We start from the raw sequence: 24,844 nt of genomic DNA, 5'->3' as shown, positions 1-24,844 counted from the left end.
ACGAGCGGCTGTTACAGGCCGGCGGCGGTGCGCAGGGCGTCGACGCGGTCGGTGCGCTCCCAGGTGAAGTCCGGCAGCTCGCGGCCGAAGTGGCCGTAGGCGGCGGTCTGGGCGTAGATCGGGCGCAGCAGGTCGAGGTCGCGGATGATCGCGGCCGGACGCAGGTCGAAGACCTCGCCGATCGCGTCCTCGATCTTCTGGACCTCCACCTTGGCGGTGCCGAAGGTCTCGACGAACAGGCCGACGGGCTCGGCCTTGCCGATGGCGTACGCGACCTGGACCTCGCAGCGCGAGGCGAGGCCGGCGGCGACCACGTTCTTGGCGACCCAGCGCATGGCATAGGCGGCGGAGCGGTCGACCTTCGACGGGTCCTTGCCGGAGAAGGCGCCGCCGCCGTGGCGGGCCATGCCGCCGTAGGTGTCGATGATGATCTTGCGGCCGGTCAGGCCGGCGTCGCCCATCGGGCCGCCGATCTCGAAGCGGCCGGTCGGGTTGACCAGCAGGCGGTAGCCGTCGGTGTCCAGCTTGATGCCGTCCTCGACGAGCTGGGCCAGCACGTGCTCGACGACGAACTCGCGGATGTCGGGCGCGAGCAGCGAGTCCAGGTCGATGTCGGAGGCGTGCTGCGAGGAGACGACGACCGTGTCGAGACGGACGGCCTTGTCGCCGTCGTACTCGATGGTGACCTGCGTCTTGCCGTCGGGGCGCAGGTACGGGATGGTCCCGTTCTTGCGGACCTCGGACAGGCGGCGGGAGAGCCGGTGCGCGAGGTGGATCGGGAGCGGCATCAGCTCGGGCGTCTCGTCGCACGCGTACCCGAACATCAGGCCCTGGTCGCCGGCGCCCTGCTTGTCGAGCTCGTCCTCGTCGCCCTCGACCCGCTTCTCGTACGCGGTGTCGACGCCCTGCGCGATGTCCGGGGACTGCGCGCCGATGGACACCGAGACGCCGCAGGAGGCGCCGTCGAAGCCCTTCTTCGAGGAGTCGTAGCCAATCTCCAGGATCTTGTCGCGCACGAGCTGCGCGATCGGGGCGTAGGCCTTCGTCGTCACCTCGCCCGCGATGTGCACGAGACCGGTGGTGATGAGGGTCTCCACGGCCACACGCGAGGTCGGGTCCTCGGTGAGGAGCGCGTCGAGGATCGTGTCGCTGATCTGGTCAGCGATCTTGTCGGGGTGGCCCTCGGTCACGGACTCCGAGGTGAACAGGCGGCGGGACACATCGCTCCCTGGGGTTGCAGCGGCTGCTGGCTGATCATTTGGCGGAACCACACCGGGGGCTGCGCCCGATCACGTTCCGAATGCAGTTTATCGGTCGCCACCGGGCGCCGGACCACCCGTCTCGCCCTATGGGAGCCGCGTGACCTGCGACACTCCATTCTGGCGTATGGAATTCGCTACGAGAAGGGTCGCGGCTCAGGCGCGTCGCGGGACGAGTCGTGCGGCCACCTGGTCCCAAATGACGTCGGCCAGCGCTTCCTTCGGACCGTAGGGGACCGGCGTTTCCGATCCATCAGCGGACAAGATCACCGCCTCGTTCTCCTCGGAACCGAAGGTCTTGGCCGCGCCGACCTCGTTGACGACGAGAAGATCACATTGTTTGCGCGCGAGCTTCGCCCGTCCGTTGGCGAGCACGTCGTCCGTTTCCGCGGCGAACCCGACCACCACCTGCCCGTCCCGCGCCCGGTCGGCCGAGATCTCCGCGAGCACGTCGGGATTGCGGACGAGGGCCACCGGAGCGGGCTCCTGCCCGTCCTTCTTCTTGATCTTTCCGTCGGCGTACCGGGCCGGGCGGAAGTCCGCGACGGCGGCCGCCATCACCACGGCGTCGGCGTCCGCGGCGGCCTTGAGCACGGCCTCGCGCAGCTGGACGGCCGTGCCGACCCGTACGACGTCCGCCCCGGCCGGGTCGGCCAGCGCGGTGTTGGCCGCGACGAGGGTGACCCGGGCCCCGCGGGCGACGGCGGTCCGGGCGAGCGCGTAGCCCTGCTTGCCGGAGGAGCGGTTGCCGAGGAAGCGGACCGGGTCCAGCGGCTCCCGGGTGCCGCCGGCGCTGATCACCACGTGCCGCCCGGCGAGGTCGGGCTCGGCCGCGCCGCGGGCCAGCACCCTGCGGCAGACCTCGTAGATCTCCTCGGGGTCCGGCAGGCGCCCCTTGCCGGTGTCCTTGCCGGTGAGCCGGCCGACGGCGGGCTCGATGACGACGGCGCCGCGCCGGCGCAGGGTGGCCACGTTCTCCTGGGTGGCGGGGTGCTCCCACATCTCGGTGTGCATGGCGGGCGCGAAGACCACCGGGCAGCGGGCGGTGAGGAGCGTGTTGGTGAGGAGGTCGTCGGCCAGTCCGTGGGCGGCCTTGGCCAGCATGTCGGCGGTGGCCGGGGCGACGACGACGAGGTCGGCGGCCTGTCCGATCCGCACGTGCGGCACCTCGTCGACGCTCTCCCACACCTCGGTCCCGGCCGGGTTCCCGGACAGGGCAGCCCAGGTTGCCTCGCCCACGAAGTGCAGGGCCGCCGCCGTGGGCACCACCCGTACCTCGTGCCCGGACTCGGTCAGCCGGCGCAGCAGCTCGCACGCCTTGTAGGCGGCGATGCCGCCGCTGACTCCGAGCACGACCTTCGGCTTACCCACCACACACGCCCCTTCGGCTGTCGTCGTACGTGTCTATGACACACCACAGGCCCGGCAGATGTTCTGCCGGGCCTGTGGTGAAAGGAATCTCGGTGCCTTACTGGGCCGGGGCCTCGATGGCCTCGGAGGTCAGCAGACCCGCGTTGATCTCGCGCAGCGCGATCGAAAGGGGCTTCTCGTGGACGTGGGTGTCCACCAGCGGGCCTACGTACTCCAGCAGGCCCTCACCGAGCTGCGAGTAGTACGCGTTGATCTGACGCGCGCGCTTGGCCGCGTAGATCACGAGGCTGTACTTCGAGTCCGTGGCCTCAAGCAGCTCGTCGATCGGCGGGTTGATGATGCCCTCGGGCGCAGTGATGGAAGAGGACACGCTCTACCTTCCGAAGATGGGTGAAAGATCAGGCATTGACCGATGGAACGACGGTCAACGATCAGACAACTTCCATCAAGGCTAGCAGCTCACGTGCCACGTCCTCGACGGAGGTGTTGACCAGGGTGGTGTCGAACTCGGACTCGGCGGCGAGCTCGACCTTGGCGGTTTCCAGGCGGCGCTCGATGACCTCGGCCGATTCCGTGCCCCGGCCGGTGAGCCGGCGGACCAGCTCCTCCCAGCTCGGCGGTGCGAGGAAGACGAGCTGCGCCTCGGGCATGGACTCGCGGACGAGCCGGGCGCCCTGGAGGTCGATCTCCAGGAGGACGGGCTCGCCGTTCTCCAGGCGCTCGGCCACCGCGCCGCGCGGTGTGCCGTAGCGGTTGCCCGCGAACTCGGCCCACTCCAGCAGCTCGCCGTTGGCGATCAGCTTGTCGAACTCGTCGTCGTTGACGAAGAAGTACTGGACTCCGTGTCGCTCACCGGGCCGCGGCTTGCGGGTGGTGGCCGACACCGAGAGCCAGACCTCGGGGTGGACCTTGCGCATATGCGCGACGACCGTGCTCTTGCCGACCCCCGAGGGGCCGGAGAGCACGGTCAGCCGCGGACGAACCTCTGCTGCCATAGAGCGATTATCCAGGTTCCAGGGACTGCCTGAGAACGCCGGGAGAACTCTGCGCGAAGCGTCAGCCGGCAGGAGTGCCGAACTCACGTTCCAGAGAGGCGATCTGGTTGGAGCCGAGACCTCGGACACGCCGGGACTCGGAGATGCCGAGGCGCTCCATGATCTGCTTGGCGCGCACCTTGCCCACGCCAGGCAGGGACTCCAGCAGGGCGGAGACCTTCATCTTGCCGATGACGTCGTTCTCCTGGCCCGTCTTGATGACCTCTTGGAGGGAGGCGCCGGAGTGCTTGAGTCGATTCTTCACCTCGGCCCGCTCCCGGCGAGCCGCGGCGGCCTTTTCGAGCGCGGCTGCGCGCTGTTCAGGGGTAAGGGGCGGAAGAGCCACGCCTACGTCACCTCGGATGTCGAACTGTCGGATACGGACCGGTGGGGAACCCTAGGGCGCCACACCAGGCGAATGCCCGAACAGCGGTGGAACTCGTTCGCTGCTCGTTCACTCTGCTCGGAGACTAGCGGCCATGGCCGCTCCAGTCAGCGAGAACGGACGAAAAGTCCTGGTCAGCCTCCACTGAACCGTACATCACGGACAAACTACCCCGGTTTTGTCCGGTGAAGGACCTCAGCCGGAGACCGCCTGGCGGATTTCGTCCGCGAACCGGGCCGCCGACTCGCGCAGCGCCGCCGCGTCCGGGCCGTGCTTCAGGACACCGCGGGACACGTTGGGCACGACGTTGCGCACGGCGGCGCCGAAGACGGCCGGCAGGTCCGCCGCCGTCGCGCCCTGGGCGCCGATGCCGGGGGCCAGCAGCGGTCCGTTGATGTCCAGGTCGAAGGACGAGAGGTCGCCCAGGGTGGCGCCGACGACCGCGCCGAAGGAGCCGAGGGGGTCCGCGCCGGCGTTCTCGTCCGCCAGGTGGGCCAGCATGGTGGCGCCGATGGACCTGCCGTCCTCGCGGACCGCGCGCTGGACCTCGGCGCCCTCCGGGTTCGAGGTGAGGGCGAGCACGAACAGGCCCGCGCCCGATGCGCGGGCGAGGTCGACGGCCGGGCGCAGCGAGCCGTAGCCCAGGTACGGGGAGACCGTCAGGGCGTCGGAGAACAGCGGCGAGTCCTTGCGCAGGAAGGTCTCGGCGTACGCGGCCATCGTCGAGCCGATGTCCCCGCGCTTGGCGTCCATCAGGACCAGGGTGCCGGCCGCGCGGGCGTCCGCCACGGTCTGCTCCAGCACCGCGATGCCGCGCGAGCCGAAGCGCTCGAAGAAGGCCGCCTGCGGCTTGAAGACCGCCACCTGGTCGGCCAGGGCCTCCACCACGGTCCGGGAGAAGCGCTCCAGGCCCGCGACGTCGTCGCCGAGGCCCCAGGAGGACAGCAGGGCGGCGTGCGGGTCGATGCCGACGCACAGGGGGCCGCGGGAGTCCATCGCCTCGCGCAGGCGGGTGCCGAAGGGGGTTTGCGGGGTCTGGGACGTCACAGGGCGGCCTTTCGGGTCTCGGCGCCCACCGCTTCGGCGAGGGTCGCGTACGGGCTGGCGGCCAGGCGCGCGGCCAGGCCCTTGTGGATCGAGCGGGCGTAGAACGGGCCCTCGTAGATGAAGGCGCTGTAGCCCTGGATCAGCGTGGCGCCGGCCAGGATCCGCTGCCAGGCGTCCTCGGCGTTCTCGATGCCGCCGACGCCCACCAGGACCAGCCGGTCGCCCACGCGGGCGTACAGGCGGCGCAGGACCTCCAGGGAGCGCTCCTTGACCGGGGCCCCGGACAGTCCGCCCGTCTCCTTGACCAGGGACGGGGAGGACTTCAGCCCGAGGCCGTCGCGGGCGATGGTGGTGTTGGTGGCGATGATGCCGTCCAGGCCGAGCTCCAGCGCCAGGTCGGCCACCGCGTCCACGTCCTCGTCGGCGAGGTCCGGGGCGATCTTGACCAGCAGGGGGACCCGGCGGTCGGTCACGGTGCGGTCGGCCGCCTCGCGTACGGCCGTGAGCAGCGGGCGCAGCGACTCCGTGGCCTGGAGGTTGCGCAGGCCCGGCGTGTTCGGGGAGGAGACGTTCACCACGAGGTAGTCGGCGTGCCGGGCCAGGCGCTCGGTGGAGGCGACGTAGTCCCCCACCGCCTCCTCCTCGGGCACGACCTTGGTCTTGCCGATGTTGACGCCGACGACGGTGTTGAAGACCGCCTTGCGGGCCGCCAGCCGCTGGGCGACGGCCGCGGAGCCCTCGTTGTTGAAGCCCATGCGGTTGATCAGCGCGCGGTCCGGCACCAGCCGGAAGAGGCGCTTCCTGGGATTGCCGGGCTGGGCCTGCGCCGTGACGGTGCCGATCTCGACGTGGTCGAAGCCGAGCATCGACATGCCGTCGATCGCGACGGCGTTCTTGTCGAAGCCCGCGGCGAGACCGAAGGGGCCGTGCATGCGCAGGCCGAGGGCCTGCGTGCGCAGCTCCTCGTACCGGGGGGCGAGGGCGGCCGCGACGAAGGTGCGCAGCACGGGGGTGCGGGCTGCGCGGCGGATCCAGCGGAAGGCCAGGTAGTGGGCCTGCTCGGGGTCCATCCGCTTGAAGACCAGGTGGAAGAAGAGTTTGTACATCGCCTTTTCGAATCCTCGTGCGCTCATGAAGAGGGGGACACCCGTCGTGAAACCGGTGTCCCCCTCTCCTGGTCGGGCTGCTAGTCGCGGGCCGCGGTCAGGTGCTCCGCGTGCTCCTGGAGCGAGCGGACGCCCACGTCGCCGTGGCCGAGCGCCTCGATGCCCTGGACGGCCGCGGCGAGCGCCTGGACCGTGGTCAGGCACGGGACGCCGCGGGCCACTGCGGCGGTGCGGATCTCGTAGCCGTCGAGGCGGCCGCCCGTGCCATAGGGCGTGTTGACGATCAGGTCGACGCCGCCGTCGTGGATCAGCTGGACGATGGTCTTCTCGCCGCCGGGGCCCTCGCCCTCGCTGAGCTTGCGCACGATGGTGGCGTTGATGCCGTTGCGGCGCAGGACCTCGGCGGTGCCGGAGGTGGCGAGCAGCTCGAAGCCGTGCGCGACGAGCTCGCGGGCCGGGAAGATCATCGAGCGCTTGTCGCGGTTGGCGACCGAGATGAACGCGCGGCCCTTGGTGGGCAGCGGGCCGTAGGCGCCGGCCTGCGACTTGGCGTACGCCGTGCCGAAGACCGAGTCGATGCCCATGACCTCGCCGGTGGAGCGCATCTCCGGGCCGAGGACGGTGTCCACGCCGCGGCCGTGGATGTCGCGGAAGCGCGACCACGGCATGACGGCCTCCTTGACGGAGATCGGCGCGTCGAGCGGCAGGGTGCCGCCGTCGCCGGTCTTCGGGAGCATGCCCTCGGCGCGCAGCTCGGCGATGGTGGCGCCGAGCGAGATGCGGGCGGCGGCCTTGGCGAGCGGGACCGCGGTCGCCTTCGAGGTGAAGGGGACGGTGCGGGAGGCGCGCGGGTTGGCCTCCAGGACGTAGAGGATGTCACCCGCCATCGCGAACTGGATGTTGATCAGGCCGCGTACGCCGACGCCCTTGGCGATGGCCTCGGTGGAGACGCGCAGGCGCTTGATGTCGAAGCCGCCGAGGGTGATCGGGGGCAGGGCGCAGGCCGAGTCGCCGGAGTGGATGCCGGCCTCCTCGATGTGCTCCATGACGCCGCCGAGGTAGAGCTCGGTGCCGTCGTACAGGGCGTCGACGTCGATCTCGATCGCGTCGTCGAGGAAGCGGTCGACCAGCACGGGGCGGGTCGGGGAGATCTCGGTGGACTCGGCGATGTACGCCTGGAGGCGGGCCTCGTCGTAGACGATCTCCATGCCGCGGCCGCCGAGCACGTACGACGGGCGCACCAGGACCGGGTAGCCGATCTCGTCCGCGATCGCCTTCGCACCTGCGAAGGTGGTGGCGGTGCCGTGCTTGGGGGCGGGCAGGCCGGCCTCGGCGAGGACCTGGCCGAAGGCGCCGCGGTCCTCGGCGGCGTGGATGGCCTCCGGGGAGGTGCCGACGACCGGTACGCCGTTGTCCTTGAGCGCCTGGGCGAGCCCGAGGGGGGTCTGGCCGCCGAGCTGGACGACGACGCCGGCGATGGGCCCGGCCAGGGACTCGGCGTGGACGATCTCCAGCACGTCTTCGAGCGTCAGCGGCTCGAAGTACAGGCGGTCGGAGGTGTCGTAGTCGGTGGAGACGGTCTCCGGGTTGCAGTTGACCATCACGGTCTCGTAGCCCGCGTCGCTGAGCGCGAAGGAGGCGTGGACGCAGGAGTAGTCGAACTCGATGCCCTGGCCGATGCGGTTCGGGCCGGAGCCCAGGATGATCACCGCGGGCTTGGTGCGGGGCGCGACCTCGGACTCCTCGTCGTACGAGGAGTAGAAGTACGGGGTCTTCGCGGCGAACTCGGCGGCGCAGGTGTCGACCGTCTTGTAGACCGGGCGGACGCCCAGCGCGTGGCGGACCTCGCGCACGACGTCCTCGCGCAGGCCGCGGATCTCGGCGATCTGGGCGTCGGAGAAGCCGTGGCGCTTGGCCTCGGCGAGCAGCTCGGGGTGGAGCTTCTCGGCGGCGGCGAGCTCGTCCGCGATCTCCTTGATCAGGAAGAGCTGGTCGACGAACCAGGGGTCGATCTTCGTGGACTCGAAGACCTCTTCCCGGGTGGCGCCGGCCCGGATGGCCTGCATGACGGTGTTGATGCGGCCGTCGGTCGGGCGGACCGCGGTGCGCAGCAGCTCGTCCTTGTCCCCGGGCTCGCCGACGAAGGTGAACTGCGAGCCCTTCTTCTCCAGGGAGCGCAGGGCCTTCTGCAGCGCCTCGGTGAAGTTGCGGCCGATGGCCATGGCCTCGCCCACCGACTTCATGGTGGTGGTGAGGGTGGCGTCGGCGGCCGGGAACTTCTCGAAGGCGAAGCGGGGGGCCTTGACGACGACGTAGTCGAGGGTCGGCTCGAAGGAGGCCGGCGTCTTCTCGGTGATGTCGTTGGGGACCTCGTCGAGCGTGTAGCCGATGGCCAGCTTGGCGGCGATCTTGGCGATCGGGAAGCCGGTGGCCTTCGAGGCGAGCGCCGAGGAGCGCGAGACGCGCGGATTCATCTCGATGACGATGACGCGGCCGTCGTCGGGGTTGATCGCGAACTGGATGTTGCAGCCGCCGGTGTCGACGCCGACCTCGCGGATGATCGCGATGCCGATGTCGCGCAGGCGCTGGTACTCGCGGTCGGTGAGGGTCATCGCCGGGGCGACGGTGATCGAGTCACCGGTGTGGACGCCCATGGGGTCGAAGTTCTCGATGGAGCAGACGACGACCACGTTGTCCTTGGTGTCGCGCATCAGCTCCAGCTCGTACTCCTTCCAGCCGAGGATGGACTCCTCCAGGAGCACCTCGGTGGTCGGGGAGAGCGTGAGGCCCTGGCCGGCGATGCGGCGCAGCTCGTCCTCGTCGTGGGCGAAGCCGGAGCCGGCGCCGCCCATGGTGAAGGAGGGGCGGACGACGACGGGGTAGCCGCCGAGCGTCTCGACGCCCTTGAGGACGTCGTCCATCGAGTGGCAGATGACCGAGCGGGCGGACTCGCCGTAGCCGATCTTCGCCTTGACGGCCTCGACGACGCCCTTGAAGAGGTCGCGGTCCTCGCCCTTGTTGATGGCCTCGACGTTGGCGCCGATGAGCTCGACGCCGTACTTCTCCAGCACACCCTGGGCGTGCATGGAGATGGCGGTGTTCAGGGCGGTCTGGCCGCCGAGGGTCGGCAGGAGCGCGTCGGGACGCTCCTTGGCGATGATCTTCTCGACGAACTCGGGGGTGATCGGCTCGACGTACGTGGCGTCGGCGATCTCCGGGTCGGTCATGATCGTCGCGGGGTTGGAGTTCACCAGGATGACCCGCAGGCCCTCGGCCTTGAGGACGCGGCAGGCCTGGGTGCCGGAGTAGTCGAACTCGGCGGCCTGGCCGATGACGATCGGGCCGGAGCCGATGACCAGGACGGACTGGATATCGGTGCGCTTAGGCACGCTCGGCCTCCATCTGGGTGGTGCTCATCAAAGACGTGAAGCGGTCGAAGAGGTACGCGGCGTCGTGCGGGCCCGCGGCCGCCTCGGGGTGGTACTGCACGGAGAAGGCCGGCTGGTCGAGCAGCTGGAGGCCCTCCACGACGTTGTCGTTCAGGCAGACGTGCGAGACCTCGGCGCGGCCGTAGGGGGTCTCGGAGACCTTGTCGAGGGGCGCGTCGACGGCGAAGCCGTGATTGTGCGCGGTGACCTCGACCTTGCCGGTGGTGCGGTCCTGCACCGGCTGGTTGATGCCGCGGTGGCCGTACTTCAGCTTGTAGGTGCCGAAGCCGAGCGCGCGGCCGAGGATCTGGTTGCCGAAGCAGATGCCGAAGAGCGGCGTCTTGCGCTCCAGGACGCCCTGCATGACGGAGACGGCGTGGTCGGCGGTGGCCGGGTCGCCGGGGCCGTTGGAGAAGAAGACCCCGTCCGGGGAGACGGCGTAGATGTCCTCGACCGTCGCGGTGGCGGGCAGCACGTGCACCTCGATGCCGCGCTCGGCCATCCGGTGCGGGGTCATGCCCTTGATGCCGAGGTCGACGGCGGCCACGGTGAACTTCTTCTCGCCGATGGCGGGGACGACGTACGTCTCCTGCGTGGCGACCTCGGCGGAGAGGTTCGCGCCCTTCATCTGCGGGGACGCCTGGACCTTGGCGAGCAGCGCCGCGTCCTGGTCGAGGGCCTCGCCCGAGAAGATGCCGACGCGCATGGCGCCGCGCTCGCGCAGGTGGCGGGTGAGGGCGCGGGTGTCGATGCCGCTGATGCCGACGACGCCCTGGGCGACGAGCTCCTCGTCCAGCGTGCGCCGGGAGCGCCAGTTGGACGGGACGCGTGCGGGGTCGCGTACGACGTACCCGGCCACCCAGATGCGGGAGGACTCGGGGTCCTCGTCGTTCACGCCCGTGTTGCCCACGTGCGGGGCGGTCATCACGACGACCTGCCGGTGGTAGGACGGGTCGGTCAGGGTCTCCTGGTAGCCGGTCATGCCGGTGGAGAACACGGCCTCGCCGAAGGTCTCCCCCACAGCGCCGTAGGCGCGGCCGCGGAAGATCCGACCGTCCTCCAGGACGAGTACGGCGGGAGTTTTGGCTCCCCTGGTGGAGGTCGTCATCGTTCGGCGCCTTCCGTCGTGATGGATTGGTTCTGTGTCACTAGCGTGGTGATGCCCTCGACCCAGGCGGCGTGCTCGGCCGCGCGGTCGGAGCGGAATCCGGAGTCGATCAGCTTGTCGCCGTGCGCCCAGGTGACGACGAGCAGACCGCCCTCGGTGAGTACCTTGCCCGCGATTCCCTTGTCGAGGCGGGCGCCGCGCAGCTGCGCGGCCGGTACGAAGAAGTCGGTGGCACCCGGACGGACCACGTCGAGGCCCGCGTCGGTGAGCGTGAGCTCGACCCGGCTGCGGACGCCCAGACCGTGGGCGACGATCCGGTCGAGCCACTGTCCGGCGGTGGTGGACCCGTGGTACCGGCCGGTGAGCGCCAGCCGGTGGGCGGGCAGACCGGCCGGGGCGGCGGGCAGTTCCGGCAGGTCGTTCTGCAGGGCGCCGCGCCATTTCCAGCCCTGCCGCATCAGCCAGTACACGAACGCGATGAAGACGACGAGACCGATCACCCAGGCGATGCGGGCGCCCCAGTCCGTCACCTCCGCCGACTGTCGTCCGGCGGCCTCGGCGGCCAGTTGGATCACTGCAGGTGTCACGCCAGTTTCCCGTCCACGACCGTTGCGCGGCCCCGCAGGAAGGTGTGGGTGACGCGACCCGGCAGCTCACGGCCCTCGTAAGGCGTGTTGCGGCTGCGGGAGGCGAAGTGTGCGGGGTCCACGACACCACGGTACGAGGTATCGACCAGGGTCAGGTTCGCGGGTTCACCTGCCGAGACGGGGCGGCCGTGGCCCGCCAGGCTGCCGATGCGCGCGGGGGCGAAGGACATCCGCTCCGCGACGCCCGCCCAGTCGAGCAGACCGGTCTCCACCATCGTCTGCTGGACGACGGACAGGGCGGTCTCCAGGCCGACCATGCCCATGGCGGCGGCGGCCCACTCGCAGTCCTTGTCCTCGTGCGGGTGCGGGGCGTGGTCGGTGGCGACGATGTCGATCGTGCCGTCGGCGAGCGCCTCGCGCAGGGCCGTGACGTCGCGCTCGGTGCGCAGCGGCGGGTTGACCTTGTAGACCGCGTTGTACGAGCGGACGAGCTCGTCGGTGAGGAGCAGGTGGTGCGGGGTGACCTCGGCGGTGACGTCGATGCCGCGGGACTTGGCCCAGCGGACGATCTCGACGGAGCCGGCCGTGGACAGGTGGCAGATGTGCACGCGGGAACCGACGTGCTCGGCGAGGAGGACGTCGCGGGCGATGATCGACTCCTCGGCGACGGCGGGCCAGCCGCCGAGACCGAGCTCGGCGGAGACGACGCCCTCGTTCATCTGGGCGCCCTCGGTGAGGCGGGGCTCCTGGGCGTGCTGGGCGACGACGCCGCCGAAGGCCTTCACGTACTCCAGGGCGCGGCGCATGATCACGGCGTCGTCGACGCACTTGCCGTCGTCGGAGAAGACCGTCACGCGGGCGGCGGACTCGTGCATGGCGCCCAGCTCGGAGAGCTTCTTGCCCTCCAGGCCGACGGTGACGGCGCCGATGGGCTGCACGTCGCAGTAGCCGGACTCCTTGCCCAGGCGCCAGACCTGCTCGACGACGCCGGCGGTGTCCGCGACCGGGAAGGTGTTCGCCATGGCGAAGACGGCGGTGTAGCCGCCGGAGGCGGCGGCGCGGGTGCCGGTGAGGACGGTCTCGGAGTCCTCGCGGCCGGGCTCGCGCAGGTGGGTGTGCAGGTCGACGAGGCCCGGGAGGAGGACCTGGCCGGCGGCCTCGATGACGGTCGCGCCCTCGGCGGACAGCCCGGTGCCGACCTCTGCGATGGTCTCGCCGTCGATCAGGACGTCCTGCGCCTCGCCGCCGAGGACCTTCGCACCGCGGATAAGGATCTTGCTCATGGTTACTTGTTCTCCTCGGTGCGGGCGGCGGGGGTGGTGACGGCGGGCTCGGAGCCTCCGAGCAGCAGGTACAGGACGGCCATCCGGGTGGAGACGCCGTTGGCGACCTGCTCGACGGCCGTGCAGCGGTCGGAGTCGGCGACCTCGGCGGTGATCTCCATGCCGCGGTTCATCGGGCCGGGGTGCATCACGATGGCGTGCTCGGGCATCTTGGCCATGCGGTCGCCGTCGAGCCCGTACCGGCGGGAGTACTCGCGCTCGGTCGGGAAGAAGGCGGCGTTCATGCGTTCGCGCTGCACACGCAGCATCATCACCGCGTCCGACTTCGGCAGCACCTCGTCGAGGTTGTACGAGACCTCGCAGGGCCAGCTCTCGACGCCGATCGGGACCAGCGTGGGCGGGGCGACGAGCGTGACCTCGGCGCCGAGCGTGTGCAGCAGGTGGACGTTGGAGCGGGCGACCCGGCTGTGCAGGACGTCGCCGACGATGGTGATCCGGCGGCCGTTCAGGTCCTTGCCGAGGCCGGCGTCCCGGCCGACCAGGCGGCGGCGCATGGTGAAGGCGTCCAGCAGGGCCTGGGTGGGGTGCTCGTGGGTGCCGTCGCCCGCGTTGACGACGGCCGAGTCGATCCAGCCGGAGGTGGCGAGCCGGTAGGGGGCGCCGGAGGCGTGGTGGCGGATGACGACGGCGTCCGCGCCCATGGCCTCCAGGGTGAGGGCGGTGTCCTTGAGGGATTCGCCCTTGGAGACCGAGGAGCCCTTGGCGGAGAAGTTGATGACGTCGGCGGAGAGCCGCTTGGCGGCCGCCTCGAAGGAGATCCGGGTGCGGGTCGAGTCCTCGAAGAAGAGGTTGACGACCGTCAGACCGCGCAGGGTGGGCAGCTTCTTGATCGGCCGGTCCGCGACGCGGGCCATCTCCTCGGCGGTGTCGAGGATGAGGACGGCGTCGTCGCGGGTGAGGTCGGCGGCCGAGATGAGGTGGCGCTTCATCTGGGTGGCTCCGTAAGTCGGGAGGAGGGCAGGCTGGGTCGGGCAGGGCAGGCTTCGGCGCGGACCCCGCACGGGGGCCTCACTCGTACGGGCGTACGGGCTACTGCGCGGCTGCCTGGGCGGTCCGCTGGCCGAGCAGCACGGCGTCTCGGCCGTCCTCCTCCTGGAGCTGGACCTTGACGGCCTCCCGCAGCGACGTGGGGAGGTTCTTGCCGACGTAGTCGGCGCGGATGGGCAGCTCGCGGTGGCCCCGGTCGACGAGGACGGCGAGCTGGACGGCCCGGGGGCGGCCGAGGTCGCCGAGGGCGTCGAGGGCGGCCCGGATGGTGCGCCCCGAGAACAGCACGTCGTCGACGAGGACGACGAGGCGGCCGTCGATGTCGTCACCCGGGATCTCGGTGCGGCCGATCGCGCGGGCGGGCTTCATCCGCAGGTCGTCGCGGTACATGGTGATGTCGAGGGAGCCGACCGGGATCTTCGCGCCGGTGATCTCTTCGAGCTTGGCGGCCAGCCGGCGGGCGAGGTACACACCGCGGGTGGGAATGCCGAGGAGCACCACGTCGTCGGCGCCCTTGGCGCGTTCGACGATCTCGTGGGCGATGCGGGTCAGGACCCGCGCGATGTCCTGCGCCTCCAGCACGGGGCGCACATCGCTCTGCTGAGCGTCCATGGAAAGGACCTCCTTCTCCGCCTCACGGGACGGTTCTTAAAGGACGTCTGACGTACGGCTTCCACGGTACCAGGGGCGCGGACGTGCACCTGCACGGGGCCCGGCGGGCACCCCTCGAAGGGGGGCGGGGAAGACCATTCGGCTTGACGCATCCAAGTAACGCTGCGTAACCTCACAGTGAGTTACCAGCCGCGCGGCGGAGCCGCACGTGGTCATGTCGTCACAGCATCCATGTCGTCACAGCGTCACAGCGTCCGGGAGCGTTATGTCCAGCGAATACGCCAAACAGCTCGGGGCCAAGCTCCGCGCCATCCGCACCCAGCAGGGCCTCTCCCTCCACGGTGTCGAGGAGAAGTCCCAGGGCCGGTGGAAGGCCGTGGTGGTCGGTTCCTACGAGCGCGGGGACCGCGCCGTGACCGTCCAGCGTCTGGCCGAGCTGGCGGACTTCTACGGAGTGCCGGTGCAGGAACTGCTGCCGGGCACCACTCCCGGCGGGGCGGCCGAGCCGCCGCCGAAGCTGCGCCTCGACCTGGAGCGCCTCGCGGGCGTGCCCGCCGAGAAGGCCGGACCGCTCCAGCGTTACGCGGCGACCATCCAGAGCCAGCGCGGCGACTACAACGGCAAGGTGCTGTCGATCCGCCAGGACGACCTGCGCACGCTCGCCGTCATCTACGACCAGTCCCCCTCGGTGCTGACCGAGCAGCTGATCAGCTGGGGTGTGCTGGACGCGGACGCGCGCCGCGCGGTGGCCCACGAGGACGTCTAGTCCTCGGCCCCAGGACCAGCAGAAACGTTACCGGCGGGTGCCGGGTGCCTGAAGAGGCCCCGGCACCCGCCGGTTTTTCCCGTCCCGCAAAAGCCCGGCACGGGCGGGTGAGGGCCCGGAAAGGACGGAGGGCCCGCAGCGCGCGTGCGCTGCGGGCCCTCCGTGTGGCCGGACCGGCCGAACCGGCCGGGGGCTACTCGCCCCGGCGCAGGCTCGGCTTGAGGTCCTTGAAGCGGGCCAGCAGCCCGTTCACGAACGAGGGCGACTCGTCCGTCGAGAACTCCTTGGCGAGCTGCACGGCCTCGTCGATGGCCACGGCGTCCGGGGTGTCGTCCACCCAGATCAGCTCGTACGCCCCGAGCCGCACGATGTTCCGGTCCACGACCGGCATGCGGTCGAGCTCCCAGTCCACGGCGTACGTGACGATCAGGTCGTCGATGCGGTTCACCTTGTCGGCGTACCCCTCGACGAGGTCCATCGTGAAGGCGCTGACCGGAGGCTGCCGGTCGTCCGACCGCGCGTGGCGGATCCAGTCCGCGAGGACCTCGCGCACGGGCACCCCGCGCTGGTCGGCCTCGAACAGGATCTGGAAGGCGCGCTTGCGCGCGTTGCTGCGGGCAGCCACGGTTAGCTGCTCACCCGGCCGAGGTAGTCGCTGGTACGGGTGTCGACCTTGACCTTCTCGCCCGTGGTGACGAACAGCGGGACCTGGATCTCGTATCCGGTCTCCAGGCGGGCCGGCTTGGTGCCGCCGGTGGAGCGGTCGCCCTGGACGCCCGGGTCGGTGTGCTCGATGACGAGCTCGACGGCGGCCGGGAGCTCGACGTAGAGCACCTCGCCCTCGTGCTGCGCGACGGAGGCGGTGAAGCCCTCGATCAGGAAGTTGGCGGCGTCGCCGACGGCCTTGCGGTCGACCATCAGCTGGTCGTAGGTCTGCATGTCCATGAAGACGAAGTAGTCGCCGTCCATGTACGAGAACTGCATGTCGCGGCGGTCGATGGTGGCCGTCTCGACCTTCGTGCCGGCGTTGAAGGTCTTGTCGACGACCTTGCCGGAGAGCACGTGCTTGAGCTTGGTGCGCACGAAGGCCGGGCCCTTGCCGGGCTTGACGTGCTGGAACTCGACGACGGACCAGAGCTGGTCACCGTCGAGCTTGAGCACCATGCCGTTCTTGAGGTCGTTCGTGGAAGCCACGGTTGCGGAATCTCCTGCACTGGAAGACCACGGGTGCGCGCACAGCCCGCCGCGGCGGGCTAGAGCGCGAGCAGCTCCTTGGTCGTAATGGTGAGTAGCTCGGGACCGCCGTCCGCCTCGGGGCGTACGACGAGCGTGTCATCGATCCGGACTCCGCCCCGGCCCGGGAGGTGGACCCCCGGTTCGACGGTGACCGGCACGCAAGCGTCCAGTTTACCCATTGCCGTAGGTGCAAGCTGCGGGTCCTCGTCGATTTCGAGTCCGACGCCGTGTCCGGTCCACGGCGCGAGGGCCTCCCCGTGGCCCGCGGAGTCGAGGACGGAGCGCGCGGCATGGTCGACGTCGCGGTACGCGGCGCCGGGCACCAGCGCCTCCCGCCCGGCCCGCTGGGCCGCGAAGACGAGGTCGTACAGCTCGATCTGCCAGTCGGCGGGGCTGGTGCCGATCACGAAGGTGCGGCCGATCTCGCAGCGGTAGCCGCGGTAGTTCGCGCCCAGGCAGACGGACAGGAAGTCGCCTTCCTCGACCCGGCGGTCGGAGGGGCGGTGGCGGGAGCGGCCGGAGTGCGGTCCGGTGCCGACGGAGGTCGGGAAGGCCGGCCCGTCCGCCCCGTGGTCCACGAGCCGGCGCTCCAGCTCCAGGGCGAGGTGGCGTTCGGTACGGCCGACGAGGATCGACTCCAGCAGCTCGCCGAGCGCCTGATCGGCGATCTCGGCGGCGATCCGCAGGCAGGCGATCTCCTCCTCGTCCTTGACCAGGCGCTGCTGCTCCACGGCGGTGCCGAGGTCCGCGAGGCGCAGGCCGGGCGCCACGGAGCCCAGGGCGCGGTGCCGGGCGACGGTGAGGTGGTGTTCCTCGACGGCGAGCGCGTCCGCGCGTGCGGAGCCCGCCATGTCCGCCGCGGCGACGGCGGGATCGGCGCCCGGGGAGGGCAGCACGCTGACCTTCAGGTGCTCGTCGAGGCGGCCCTCGTCGATGTCGCCGGTGGGCGGGCCGAGGGTGAACAGCATGTCGCCGCCGTCCGGGCCGATGAGCAGGACCGCCCCCTTCGGTGCGGCTCCGCTCAGGTAGCGCACGTTTGCCGGACGCGTGATCAGTGCGGCGGCGTTTCCGGCGGCGGCGCAGCGGTCGCGCAGCAGGCCTCGGCGGGTCGCGTACACGTCTGACATGTTTTCGAGCGTACGAGCGTGCGCCGCATCCGTCCTGGCGAGCAGGTCCGTACGGGCCTGCCGCTCCCGCCGGGGATCAGAAGGCGGGGGCCGTGATCGCGCGGGCCAGGGCGTCGTCCAGGGCGCGGGCCGTGGCCTCCACGTCGAGGTCGGAGTTGTCGATGATCGGCAGGCCCGAGCCGTACCAGCCCGCCATCCGGCCGTGGATCCGGGCGACTTCCTCGTCCGAGAGGCGCCGGTTGCCGGAGCGGGCTGCGTTGCGCTCCAGGACGATCTCCAGGCCCGGCAGCAGCACGACCGGCAGCAGGGCCGGGCCCACGTGCCGTTTCCAGCCGCCGAGGCCGACGACCGGCCGGTCCGGGAAGACGGCGTCGTCGAGGATGCAGGAGATCCCGTTCGCCAGGAAGTTGCGGGCGGCGAAGCCGCAGGTGCGGCGGGCCAGGCGGTACTGGGCCTCCGAGTGGTCGTTCCAGCCCGCCTGCGGGTCGGCGAAGCCCGAGCACACCCATTCCCGGACGTCGTCCAGGCTGACGTGCGCGGTCGGCACCGGCCGGGTGCTCGCCCAGTGCCGGGCCACCGTGGTCTTGCCGGCGCCCGCCGGGCCGATCAGCAGCACGGCCAGGGTGGCGCCGCCGGTGCCGGCCGCCACCGCGGGCGGCAGCGGAACGTGCCCGGTGGCGGCGTCCGGCACCGGGGCCGGCGGGGCGACCGGCCACCCCTGCGCAGGGGGTATCGGCGGCTGCGCGGGCGCCGCCGGATGGTGCCCCGGCTGTCCCCAGCCCGCGCCGCCGCCCCCCACTCCTTGCTGCATCCGCTGCCACTCCGTCTCGTTCTCGCACCGACTGATGCGAGAACGTTATATGACCCCGGCGGCCGCGGCGCCCGCCGGCACCGTCAGAGCGCGACTTCGTCCGCCAGTGCGCGCAGCGCCAGCCGGTAGGAGCCGATGCCGAAGCCCGCCACCGTGCCCGTCGCCACCGAGGCGATGACCGAGGTGTGCCGGAACTCCTCGCGGGCGTACGGGTTCGAGATGTGCACCTCGATCAGCGGCGCCGTGCGCTGCGCGGCCGCGTCCCGCATCCCGTACGAGTAGTGCGTGAAGGCGCCGGGGTTGATGACCACGGGGACCTTCCCGTCGGCCGCCTCGTGCAGCCAGCGGATCAGCTCGCCCTCGTCGTTCGTCTCGCGGACCTCGACGTCGAAGCCGAGCTCCTCGCCGAGCGTCCGGCAGCTCTCGACGAGACCCGCGTACGAGGTGGCCCCGTACACGTCGGGCTCGCGCGAGCCGAGCCGGCCGAGGTTCGGGCCGTTCAGCACGAGTACCTTGCGGCTCATGCCGACACCTCGCCGTAGGCGGCGATGAGGTGCGCCGGGTCGGGGCCCTCCAGGACGGTGGGCTTGGCGAGGCCGTCCAGGACGATGAAGCGCAGCAGGTTGCCGCGGGACTTCTTGTCGACCTGCATGGTCTGGAGCAGCTTGGGCCACTGGTCGCCGCGGTAGGTGAGCGGCAGGCCCACGGCGGCCAGGATCTCCCGGTGCCGGTCGGCCGTCGCGTCGTCGAGCCGGCCCGCGAGCCGGCCCAGCTCGGCCGCGAAGACCATGCCGACCGACACGGCCGCGCCGTGGCGCCATTTGTAGCGCTCGTTCTTCTCGATGGCGTGCGCGAGGGTGTGCCCGTAGTTGAGGATCTCGCGCAGGCCCGATTCCTTCAGGTCGCTGGAGACGACGTCCGCCTTGACCTGGATGGAGCGGCAGATCAGCTCGGCGGTGTGCGGGCCGCCGGGGGTGCGGGCCGCCGCCGGGTCGGCCTCGATCAGGTCGAGGATCGCCGGGTCGGCGATGAAGCCCGCCTTGATGATCTCGGCGAGGCCGCTGACGTAGTCGTTGACCGGCAGGGATTCCAGCGCCGCCAGATCGCACAGCACCCCGGCGGGCGGGTGGAAGGAGCCCACCAGGTTCTTGCCCTCGGCGGTGTTGATGCCGGTCTTGCCGCCGACGGCCGCATCGACCATCGCGAGCACGGTGGTGGGGACGGCGATCCACCGCACCCCGCGCAGCCAGGTGGCCGCGACGAAGCCCGCCAGGTCGGTGGTGGCGCCCCCGCCGACACCGACGATCACGTCGGTGCGGGTGAAGCCGGACTGGCCGAGCGCCTTCCAGCAGTACGCCGCGACCTCGGCCGTCTTGGCCTCCTCGGCGTTCGGCACCTGGATGGCGACGGCCTCGTAGCCCTGCTCGGCCAGGTCGTCGCGCAGTGCCTCACCGGTCGAGGCGAGCGCCTCGGGGTGGATGACGGCGACCCGCTGGGCCTTGGTACCGATCAGGGTGCCGAGCTCGCCGAGCAGCTGCCGGCCGACCAGCACGTCGTACGGGTCGTGGCCGGCGCTGCCGCCGACGTGGATCCGCGTCACCTGGTCCTGGTCTGTCATACGTCCTTCAACTCCAGAGCGTCGAGGACCGCCTGGGCGACCTCTTCGGGGGTGCGGTCGTCGGTGGCCACGACGACGCGCGCGACTTCGGTGTACAGGGGCCGGCGGGCCTCCATCAGCTCGCGCCACTGGCGGCGCGGGTTGACGGTGAGCAGCGGGCGCGCGGCGCCGAGGCCGACGCGCCGGACGGCTTCGTCGACGTCCATCGACAGGTAGGCGACGGGCAGACCGGCCAGCAGGGCGCGGCTGCCCGCGTCGAGGACGGCGCCGCCGCCGAGGGCGAGGACTCCGGTGTGCTCGGCTACGGCGGTGGCGACGGCCTGCCGCTCCAGCTCACGGAAGTACGGCTCGCCCTCGTCGACGAAGATGTCCGAGATCGTGCGGCCCTGGGCCGCGACGATGTCGGCGTCGGTGTCCCGGTAGGGGACGCCGAGCCGCTCGGCCAGCAGCGCCCCCACCGTGGACTTGCCGGATCCCATGGGTCCGACGAGGACGACCAGTGGTCCGGCGGTCACCGGATCTGGAGGTTGTCGAGGTAGGCCTGCACGTTGCGGCGGGTTTCGGGGACGGAGTCGCCGCCGAACTTCTCCACGACCGCGTCGGCCAGGACCAGCGCCACCATCGCCTCCGCCACGATGCCCGCGGCCGGGACCGCGCAGACGTCGGAGCGCTGGTGGTGCGCGGCGGCGGCCTCGCCCGTGGCGACGTCCACCGTGGCCAGGGCCTTCGGCACCGTCGCGATCGGCTTCATCGCGGCGCGTACGCGCAGCAGCTCACCGGTGGTCAGACCGCCCTCCGTGCCGCCGGAGCGGCCCGAGGTGCGCTTGATGCCCTCCGGGGTGGAGACGATCTCGTCGTGGGCCTGGGAGCCCGGCACGCGCGCCAGGTCGAAGCCGTCGCCGACCTCGACGCCCTTGATGGCCTGGATGCCCATCAGCGCCGCCGCCAGACGCGCGTCCAGCCGGCGGTCCCAGTGCACGTGCGAGCCGAGGCCCACGGGCACCCCGTACGCCAGCACCTCGACCACACCGCCCAGGGTGTCGCCGTCCTTGTGGGCCTGGTCGATCTCGGCCACCATCGCCTTCGACGCGTCCGCGTCCAGGCAGCGCACCGGATCGGCGTCCAGCTTCTCCACGTCCGCCGGGGTCGGGTACACCCCGTACGGGGCCTTCGCCGACGCCAGCTCCACCACGTGCGAGACGATCTCGATGCCCGCGACGTCCTTGAGGAAGGACCGGGCGATGGCGCCGAGGGCGACACGGGCGGCCGTCTCCCGGGCGCTCGCACGCTCCAGGATCGGGCGGGCCTCGTCGAAGCCGTACTTCTGCATGCCGGCGAGGTCCGCGTGGCCCGGACGCGGACGCGTCAGGGGGGCGTTGCGGCCCGTCTCCTTCAGCTCCGAGGGGTCCACGGGGTCGGCCGACATGACCTTCTCCCACTTCGGCCACTCGGTGTTCCCCACCATCACGGCGATGGGGGAACCCAGCGAGAGCCCGTGCCGGACCCCGCCGAGGAACGTGACCTCGTCCTGCTCGAACTTCATCCGCGCACCACGCCCGTATCCGAGGCGGCGCCGCGCCAGATGGTCGGCCACCAGCTCAGTGGTGACCGGGACGCCGGCGGGAAGCCCCTCCAGCGTCGCCACCAGCGCCGGGCCGTGCGACTCCCCGGCGGTCAGCCAACGCAACCTGCTCAACGATGCTCCTCATGCTCGCGCCTGGTACAGCGGCGGCGCGGTCCGGGGCACTCCCAGCGCTGGCTGGGGGCGCGCGGCCGGGACCCGCCACTACCCGATCCTCCCACGTCCGGGCCGGTACACCGCGCTCCGGTCCAGCTGTCGGACGGCGGCGTACCCGTCCCCCACCATGGCGGAGGCGGGATGCGGCGGGCAAGATCACCCCGCGCAGTGCATCAGGTGTGCCGGCGGCCGGGTCAGTGCCGGGCCCGCAGCGCGGCCTCGCCGGCGGCGCGCATGGCGGCCAGCGGGCCGGCGGCGCAGCCGGTCATCTGCTCGACCTGGAGCACCGCCTGGTGGACCAGGAGGTCGAGTCCGCCGAGGAGGGTGCCGCCCCGCCGGCTCCAGGCGGCGGCCAGGGCGGTGGGCCACGGGTCGTACAGCACGTCGAAGAGGGTGGCGGCGCCCGCCGGTACGGACGGGGCGAGGGCGTCCGTGGCGCGCGCCGGGGTGGTCGCGATCACGAGCGGCGCGGTCAGCGCCTCGGCCGCGTCCGACCAGTCGGCCGTCCGGACGGCCACGCCGAGCCGCTCGCCCCACTGGCGCATCTCGGCGGCGCGGATCTCGGAGCGGACGTACACGGTGACCTCGCCGGTGCAGACCCGCGCGAGGGCGGCCAGGGCCGAGGAGGCGGTGGCGCCCGCGCCGAGGATGGCCGCGGTCTCCACCTTCTCGACGCCCCGTTCGCGCAGGGCGGCGACGATCCCCGGGATGTCGGTGTTGTCGCCGGTGCGCCGGCCGTCCTCGGTGAGGACGACCGTGTTGACCGCCTCGACCGCGGCGGCGGTGTCGCTGATGCCGTCGAGCAGCGGGATGATCGCCCGCTTGAGCGGCATCGTCAGGGACAGCCCGGCCCATTCGGGGCCCATGCCGTCGATGAACCCCGGGAGCGCGGCCTCGTCGATCTCGAAGCGGTCGTACGACCACTCGTCGAGGCCGAGCTCCCGGTAGGCGGCGCGGTGCAGCACCGGTGAGAGGGAGTGCTCGATGGGCGAACCCAGCACCGCGGCCCGTATGCGTGACATGTGTTACCTACCCGCCGTTTTTCTGCTTCTGCCGCTCGTTGAATTCCGCGACCAGTTTCTCGTGTTCGGCGAAGGTCCTGGTGAAGGTCGTCGTCTTTCCGTCAACCGACACGAAGAACATCCAGCCGCCCTTGTCGGGGTCGAGCGTGGCGGCCAGGGCGTCGTTGCCCGGGTTGCTGATCGGGCCGGGGGTGAGGCCCTTGTAGAAGTAGGTGTTGTAGGCGTCGTCGAGCTTCCGCGTCTCCTCGCGGGAGACGTTGATGTTGCTCGTGCCCTTGAGGTAGTTGATCGTCGAGTCGAACTCAAGCTTCTGGTTCGTGACGTCGTTGGTCTTCTTCAGACGGTTGTAGATGACCTCGGACATCTTGCGGTAGTCGTCGTGGCTCGTGCCCTCGGCCTGGACCATGCTCGCCACCGTGACGACCTGGAGCGGGTTTTCGAGGCCGAGTTCCTTGGCCTTGGCCTCCAGACCCATCGCCGCGTACTTCTCGTTCGCGTTCTTGACCATCTGCTTGAGCAGGGACTCGGGGGTGCTGTCCTTGGCGAGGTCGTAGCGCGTCGGGTACAGGAACCCTTCGAGCGGGTCCTTGATCTTCGGGTTGTTCGCGGCCCAGGCGGGCAGGCCGAGGTTCTTGGCCTCGCGCTTGGCGATCTCGGCCGTGGTGCCCGCGGCCTTGCCGAGCTTCGCGTCGATCGCCTTGTAGACGTCGGCGTTGCGGCTGCCCTCGGGGATCGTGAGCACGTGCAGCTTCGAGGGGTCGGTCATGACCGCGACGCACGCCTTGGCCGACATCTTCTTCTTCAGGGGGTAGACGCCCGCCTGGATGCTGGCGCCCTTGGGGTCCGCCTGCGCGGCGGCCGTGAAGGCGTCCACGCTGGCGACCACGCCGGCCTTCTTGAGGATGCGGCCCATCTCGCCGAGGGTGGCGTTCTTGGGGATCTCGACGTCGACCGTCTCGTCGGTGCCCTCGCCCGCGTAGTCGGCGGCCGTGCTGAAACGGTCCTTGAGGTAGGTGTAGCCGTAGTAGCCGCCACCGCCGACGCCGCCCACGATGACGATCGCGACGATCAGGCAGGCCGCGCCGCTGCGGCGCTTCTGCTTGCCCTTCGAGCGGCCGGAACGGCGCCCGCCGCCGGACGGCCCGTCCGTACCGCCCTCGGGGGTGTCCTCCGCCGGCTCGTCGGTCTCCGGGTCCTGCTCTGGGATCAGGTGGCGCCGGCCCGGGGGCGTGGGCGGCGGGTAGGCCTCGGCGGTGCCGTACAGGTCGGGGGTCTCCCCCGGGTAGCCGCCGACGGGCTGCTGGGCGTACGGGTCCGCGCCCGCGAACGGGTCGACGGCCTGGGCGACGCCGGCGTACTCGGCCTGGGCCTGGGCCTGGGTGTCCCAGGCCTGGCCGTCGTACGCGGGCTGCTGCTGGAACTGCGGCGGGGCGTAGGCCTGCTGCGGCTCCTGGTACTGCTGCTCCTGGTACTGCGGGTACGGCTGCTGCGCGTACTGCGGCTCCTGGTACTGCGGCTCCTGCGGGTACTGCTGCTGCTGGGCGCCGCCGTAGGGCATCTGAACCTGCTGGGCCTCCTGGCCGTTCCACCCCTGGTCCCCGTAGAGGGGGTCCTCCGGGTGCCACGGTTCGGGGCCTCGGCCCCGGCCATACTCAGTCATCGATCCCCTAGAGCCGCGAGACGGAGCGCAACGGCTCTGTCCGCCGCGGCGCCCGGTTCCGCCTCTGAAGTGGTGGGCGACGATTGTTCGAATGCCGCCGCTTCGCGCGGAACGTTACCGTATCGCGATCAGACAACCACTTCGACGCACTCACCGGGCGGATTACCTGATACCCGTTCGGTCTCAAGAGCGTTCTGCAGGATCACCACGGCGGCCGCCTGGTCGATCACCGAGCGGCCCTTCTTGGCGTTCTTCCCGGAGGCCCGCAGCCCCTGGGCGGCGGTGACCGTGGTCATCCGCTCGTCCACGAGACGGACCGTCACCGGCTTGATGCCCCTGGCCAGTTCGGTGGCGAAGGCGCGCACCTTGGCCGCGGCCGGCCCCTCCCGCCCGCTGAGCGAGCGGGGCAGACCGACCACGACTTCCAGGGGCTCGTACTCCTCGACGAGCTGCCGCAGCCGCCGGTGGGCAAAGGGGATGTCCCGGCCCGGAACGGTTTCCACCGGTGTGGCGAGCACCCCGTCGGGGTCGCACGAGGCGACCCCGATCCGGGCGTCCCCGACGTCGATGGCCAGACGGCGACCGCGGCGCAGGCTCAT

General features: G+C 71.1%; 25 protein-coding genes. 1 reads left to right on the top strand and 24 read right to left on the bottom strand.

Features of this window, described 5'->3' with window-relative positions:
* Positions 1-11: 11 nt before the first annotated feature.
* The 13 genes from metK to pyrR form a co-directional block, all read right to left on the bottom strand.
* Complete coding sequence (metK, locus tag ABZ128_RS14410; RefSeq protein ID WP_356848422.1) at positions 12-1,220, bottom strand: methionine adenosyltransferase; 1,209 nt, start codon at positions 1,218-1,220, stop codon at positions 12-14.
* A gap of 195 nt (positions 1,221-1,415) precedes the next feature.
* Positions 1,416-2,630, bottom strand: a complete 1,215-nt coding sequence (gene coaBC, locus ABZ128_RS14405) for a bifunctional phosphopantothenoylcysteine decarboxylase/phosphopantothenate--cysteine ligase CoaBC (RefSeq protein ID WP_356848421.1) — start codon at positions 2,628-2,630, stop codon at positions 1,416-1,418.
* A 97-nt stretch (positions 2,631-2,727) separates the two neighbouring features.
* A complete protein-coding gene (gene rpoZ, locus ABZ128_RS14400) occupies positions 2,728-3,000 on the bottom strand; it encodes a DNA-directed RNA polymerase subunit omega (protein ID WP_004948662.1) in 273 nt (90 codons plus the stop codon).
* 61 nt (positions 3,001-3,061) lie between these two features.
* Positions 3,062-3,625, bottom strand: coding sequence for a guanylate kinase (gmk, locus tag ABZ128_RS14395; RefSeq protein WP_356848420.1), 564 nt, complete (start codon positions 3,623-3,625; stop codon positions 3,062-3,064).
* Between the two features lie 61 nt (positions 3,626-3,686).
* Positions 3,687-4,010 carry an integration host factor gene (locus tag ABZ128_RS14390; protein WP_008740406.1) on the bottom strand — a complete coding sequence of 108 codons (324 nt, stop codon included), beginning with the start codon at positions 4,008-4,010 and terminating at the stop codon, positions 3,687-3,689.
* A gap of 234 nt (positions 4,011-4,244) precedes the next feature.
* A complete protein-coding gene (gene pyrF, locus ABZ128_RS14385; protein ID WP_356848418.1) occupies positions 4,245-5,096 on the bottom strand; it encodes an orotidine-5'-phosphate decarboxylase in 852 nt (283 codons plus the stop codon).
* Positions 5,093-6,202, bottom strand: a complete 1,110-nt coding sequence (locus ABZ128_RS14380; RefSeq protein WP_356848441.1) for a quinone-dependent dihydroorotate dehydrogenase — start codon at positions 6,200-6,202, stop codon at positions 5,093-5,095. Before ABZ128_RS14380 ends, pyrF begins: the two co-directional genes overlap by 4 nt.
* Positions 6,203-6,282: 80 nt before the next feature.
* The gene (gene carB, locus ABZ128_RS14375; RefSeq protein ID WP_356848416.1) at positions 6,283-9,591 is read right to left on the bottom strand and encodes a carbamoyl-phosphate synthase large subunit; all 3,309 of its coding nucleotides are present in this window, start codon (positions 9,589-9,591) and stop codon (positions 6,283-6,285) included.
* The gene (carA, locus tag ABZ128_RS14370; RefSeq protein ID WP_356848415.1) at positions 9,584-10,738 is read right to left on the bottom strand and encodes a glutamine-hydrolyzing carbamoyl-phosphate synthase small subunit; all 1,155 of its coding nucleotides are present in this window, start codon (positions 10,736-10,738) and stop codon (positions 9,584-9,586) included. Before carA ends, carB begins: the two co-directional genes overlap by 8 nt.
* Entirely contained in the window at positions 10,735-11,325 is a 591-nt protein-coding gene (locus ABZ128_RS14365; protein ID WP_356848413.1) for a hypothetical protein, read from the bottom strand. Before ABZ128_RS14365 ends, carA begins: the two co-directional genes overlap by 4 nt.
* Entirely contained in the window at positions 11,322-12,608 is a 1,287-nt protein-coding gene (locus ABZ128_RS14360) for a dihydroorotase (protein ID WP_356848412.1), read from the bottom strand. Before ABZ128_RS14360 ends, ABZ128_RS14365 begins: the two co-directional genes overlap by 4 nt.
* Before the next feature lie 2 nt (positions 12,609-12,610).
* Positions 12,611-13,597: an aspartate carbamoyltransferase catalytic subunit gene (locus ABZ128_RS14355; RefSeq protein ID WP_356848411.1), complete on the bottom strand. Its 987-nt coding sequence runs from the start codon at positions 13,595-13,597 to the stop codon at positions 12,611-12,613.
* A gap of 100 nt (positions 13,598-13,697) precedes the next feature.
* Entirely contained in the window at positions 13,698-14,267 is a 570-nt protein-coding gene (pyrR, locus tag ABZ128_RS14350; RefSeq protein ID WP_356848410.1) for a bifunctional pyr operon transcriptional regulator/uracil phosphoribosyltransferase PyrR, read from the bottom strand.
* 265 nt (positions 14,268-14,532) lie between these two features.
* Here pyrR and bldD point away from each other — a divergent pair, with 265 nt between their 5' ends.
* Positions 14,533-15,033 (top strand): transcriptional regulator BldD, encoded by a 501-nt coding sequence (gene bldD / locus ABZ128_RS14345; protein ID WP_030026184.1) that lies wholly within the window; start codon positions 14,533-14,535, stop codon positions 15,031-15,033.
* A 193-nt stretch (positions 15,034-15,226) separates the two neighbouring features.
* Here the strand turns inward: bldD and nusB are convergent, their stop codons facing one another.
* The 11 genes from nusB to ruvX form a co-directional block, all read right to left on the bottom strand.
* Positions 15,227-15,658 carry a transcription antitermination factor NusB gene (gene nusB, locus ABZ128_RS14340; RefSeq protein ID WP_356848408.1) on the bottom strand — a complete coding sequence of 144 codons (432 nt, stop codon included), beginning with the start codon at positions 15,656-15,658 and terminating at the stop codon, positions 15,227-15,229.
* Between the two features lie 2 nt (positions 15,659-15,660).
* Positions 15,661-16,227, bottom strand: a complete 567-nt coding sequence (gene efp, locus ABZ128_RS14335; protein WP_356848407.1) for an elongation factor P — start codon at positions 16,225-16,227, stop codon at positions 15,661-15,663.
* Positions 16,228-16,286: 59 nt separating this feature from the next.
* The gene (locus ABZ128_RS14330; protein WP_356848406.1) at positions 16,287-17,396 is read right to left on the bottom strand and encodes an aminopeptidase P family protein; all 1,110 of its coding nucleotides are present in this window, start codon (positions 17,394-17,396) and stop codon (positions 16,287-16,289) included.
* Positions 17,397-17,472: 76 nt separating this feature from the next.
* Positions 17,473-18,207, bottom strand: coding sequence for an AAA family ATPase (locus ABZ128_RS14325; protein ID WP_356848405.1), 735 nt, complete (start codon positions 18,205-18,207; stop codon positions 17,473-17,475).
* Positions 18,208-18,290: 83 nt separating this feature from the next.
* Entirely contained in the window at positions 18,291-18,731 is a 441-nt protein-coding gene (aroQ, locus tag ABZ128_RS14320; protein WP_356848404.1) for a type II 3-dehydroquinate dehydratase, read from the bottom strand.
* Positions 18,728-19,825, bottom strand: a complete 1,098-nt coding sequence (gene aroB, locus ABZ128_RS14315; RefSeq protein WP_356848403.1) for a 3-dehydroquinate synthase — start codon at positions 19,823-19,825, stop codon at positions 18,728-18,730. Before aroB ends, aroQ begins: the two co-directional genes overlap by 4 nt.
* Entirely contained in the window at positions 19,822-20,340 is a 519-nt protein-coding gene (locus tag ABZ128_RS14310) for a shikimate kinase (protein ID WP_356848402.1), read from the bottom strand. The genes aroB and ABZ128_RS14310 overlap by 4 nt, the downstream gene beginning before the upstream one ends.
* Positions 20,337-21,521, bottom strand: coding sequence for a chorismate synthase (aroC, locus tag ABZ128_RS14305; protein ID WP_356848400.1), 1,185 nt, complete (start codon positions 21,519-21,521; stop codon positions 20,337-20,339). The genes ABZ128_RS14310 and aroC overlap by 4 nt, the downstream gene beginning before the upstream one ends.
* A 236-nt stretch (positions 21,522-21,757) precedes the next feature.
* Entirely contained in the window at positions 21,758-22,585 is an 828-nt protein-coding gene (locus ABZ128_RS14300) for a shikimate dehydrogenase (protein ID WP_356848398.1), read from the bottom strand.
* A gap of 7 nt (positions 22,586-22,592) precedes the next feature.
* Positions 22,593-24,245, bottom strand: a complete 1,653-nt coding sequence (gene mltG / locus ABZ128_RS14295) for an endolytic transglycosylase MltG (RefSeq protein ID WP_356848397.1) — start codon at positions 24,243-24,245, stop codon at positions 22,593-22,595.
* Between the two features lie 128 nt (positions 24,246-24,373).
* On the bottom strand, positions 24,374-24,844 hold the full coding sequence (ruvX, locus tag ABZ128_RS14290; RefSeq protein WP_356848396.1) for a Holliday junction resolvase RuvX: 471 nt from the start codon (positions 24,842-24,844) through the stop codon (positions 24,374-24,376).

Origin of the sequence: Streptomyces sp. NPDC006326, from assembly GCF_040612915.1 — a bacterium.
Classification (GTDB): Bacteria; Actinomycetota; Actinomycetes; order Streptomycetales; family Streptomycetaceae; genus Streptomyces.
The sequence above is the reverse complement of the archived record's forward strand: the minus strand, read 5'-3'. Positions and strand labels throughout refer to the sequence as shown.